We start from the raw sequence: 2,207 nt of genomic DNA, 5'->3' as shown, positions 1-2,207 counted from the left end.
CAGCGGCAGCAACAATCAGGAGGCGAATTTCCCTTGACGACGGGGAGGCGTCCATATATGTCCTGGATTGCTTCGGTGTCCTGGATTGCTTCTAGAAGCCCGAACACCGGGAATCTCACCATCGGACAAGCGCTCGCGCATGCTTGCGCTTACCCAGGCGTAGGCCAAGTCTCAGACTGCCGCGCTTGACCGCAGGAGATGTCCTACAAACCGAGGGTGTCCTGGTTTCCCTCCTGGTTTCCCCGAATTCCCGTCGGGGCCTTCTCGAAGCGGTCTTGGAAGATCCGCTGCAACGTCCCCTCGGATAGGTAGTCGCCGTAGTCGACCCAGTCGGACACTTCGTTCCCTTCACCGTCCGGGTTGGTGTTGGCATGATAAGGCCCGCTGGCTGCACCCCACCAGTTGAAACGCGCATCGACGGTGATCGTGTCCGTGGTGTTCTGAACGCCGTGCGAGGCGTTTGCGTGAATGTCATTGGCGTTGGCTGCCGAGCCGCCGATGAGTGGGTCTGCGGAACTCACGATCAGGATTCCGATATCGTTATCGCGAATGTCGTTGCGGAAGATGTCCGGGGTAGTCTCGGAGCCGGCGAGATAGATCCCTCGCATCGCGTTTCCGTAGATACGATTATCGGTGATCGGCAGAGTGCTTTGGCTCAGGAAGATTCCGTTGTTGCCATTGCCGTAGATTCTGTTGTTCGAAACCGTGACCGCTCCTGCGGCGTTCTGAATGTAGACGCCGTGATAGGTGCTATCTTCGATCGTGTTGTTCTCGATCACCATATCGCCGGTGATGCTGTTGGAGCCGAGGAAGATTCCAGAATGCCCACTGCTGCGGATCGTATTGGCGCTTAAGGTCGCAGAGCTGTCATCGCGGCCGTGGATGCCGTAAGTAGCCGCGCCGATGATCAGGTTGTCACTGATCGTCGAGTTGCCAGAAGCATCACGCAGATAGATACCCTGGTACTGTGCGGTGCCGTCGATCAGGTTGTTTTCGATGACGTGTGCAGCGTTGGTGGCGTTCAGGACGATGGCGCGTCGGTCACTATCACGAATGGTTGACCGGGTCAGTGTCAGCGTGCCGCTGCCGGTCTTGTAGACCGCTCCGGGTTCGTAATACTGATAGTAGCGGCCCGCATACCGTATTTCGACGCGGTCAAGCAGGGCACTGCCGCCGTCGCGAACGTAGATGCCTTGCCACCAGGGCACGCCGGGCTCGGTATCGCTTCCGTCGCCGTTGCTGTCCCCGCCTGCACCGTCGTCGCGGATGTCGGTAAAGTAGACGCGCTCTTGGTCTGTTCCCTGGGCATTCAGGGTGCCCCTGACGTTCAGAAACTTTCCGTAATCGAACTTGACGACGGCTCCAGTTGAGATGGTCAGAGTGACGCCGGGTTCAACCGTGACTGAATCGACGACGTGATAGACGGGGTCGGACCAAGTGGTGTCAACCGAAATGCTTCCGCTCACATCGGTGGCTCCGAATACCGACTTGGCAAAAAGTGCGGCGAGGACCAAAAAACAGTACTTGTGGGCCGAAGAACTTTGCATGCTTCCCCTATTTGCGGTGGCCAGAAAAGACTATATTAGAGTTCCCTATCAGAGGCTTTGACCAGGATCAATGCTGAGCAGATGGGCAGATAACAGGATACCCACGATAGCAAACCGGAAACCAGGGCACTCGCGCATCCCACGGCGGGATAAAAACCAGGACACCTAAAAACCAGGACACCCACGAACGGAAAAACCAGCGAAAAACCAGGACACCCACGATTTTTTCGCCTGAATCGGAGTCGCCCCCATCGACTCGGCTGCTCGATGGGCCGAGATGATCTTCCGAAAAGGGGTGATTTGGCGCTCCGGGCAGCAAAAAGGCCACTCGCAGGCCGGGTTGCCCGGCCATCAGGCAGGCGTGGCGACCGGATCGACCGGCTTATAGGACAAAAACCGGACAAAAACCAGGACAGCCACGATTTTTCGGATGAATCGGCAATCTTGGGGCGGGCGACGCCTCGCAAACTCTTGAGAATGGGACCAGAAGTTGCGCCATTTGCCCTTTTGTTGACTGCGTTGGGCTCCTGGGCCTGGATTTGCCCACGGGCTGGCGCCCGGCATCTTCTGCTCCGGGGAAAAGCTCGGTTAGTAGGCCACTACCAGGGTATCGGCTGTTCCCGTAGCTTCTTCAGCGCGAACTCGCCGGAAACACCTTTC

General features: G+C 57.6%; 1 protein-coding gene. It reads right to left on the bottom strand.

Features of this window, described 5'->3' with window-relative positions:
* Nucleotides 1–203: 203 nt before the first annotated feature.
* Nucleotides 204–1,547, bottom strand: coding sequence for a right-handed parallel beta-helix repeat-containing protein (locus tag DZC52_RS13785; protein WP_116651733.1), 1,344 nt, complete (start codon nt 1,545–1,547; stop codon nt 204–206).
* Nucleotides 1,548–2,207: the final 660 nt, after the last annotated feature.

The sequence above is a fragment of the Wenzhouxiangella sediminis genome, from assembly GCF_003410055.1.
Lineage (GTDB): Bacteria > Pseudomonadota > Gammaproteobacteria > Xanthomonadales > Wenzhouxiangellaceae > Wenzhouxiangella > Wenzhouxiangella sediminis.
The sequence above is the reverse complement of the archived record's forward strand: the minus strand, read 5'-3'. Positions and strand labels throughout refer to the sequence as shown.

What these genes read in the sequence shown, in the direction of transcription:
- DZC52_RS13785 (WP_116651733.1), bottom strand. Translation starts at nt 1,547, where the DNA reads ATGCAAAGTTCTTCGGCCCACAAGTACTGTTTTTTGGTCCTCGCCGCA.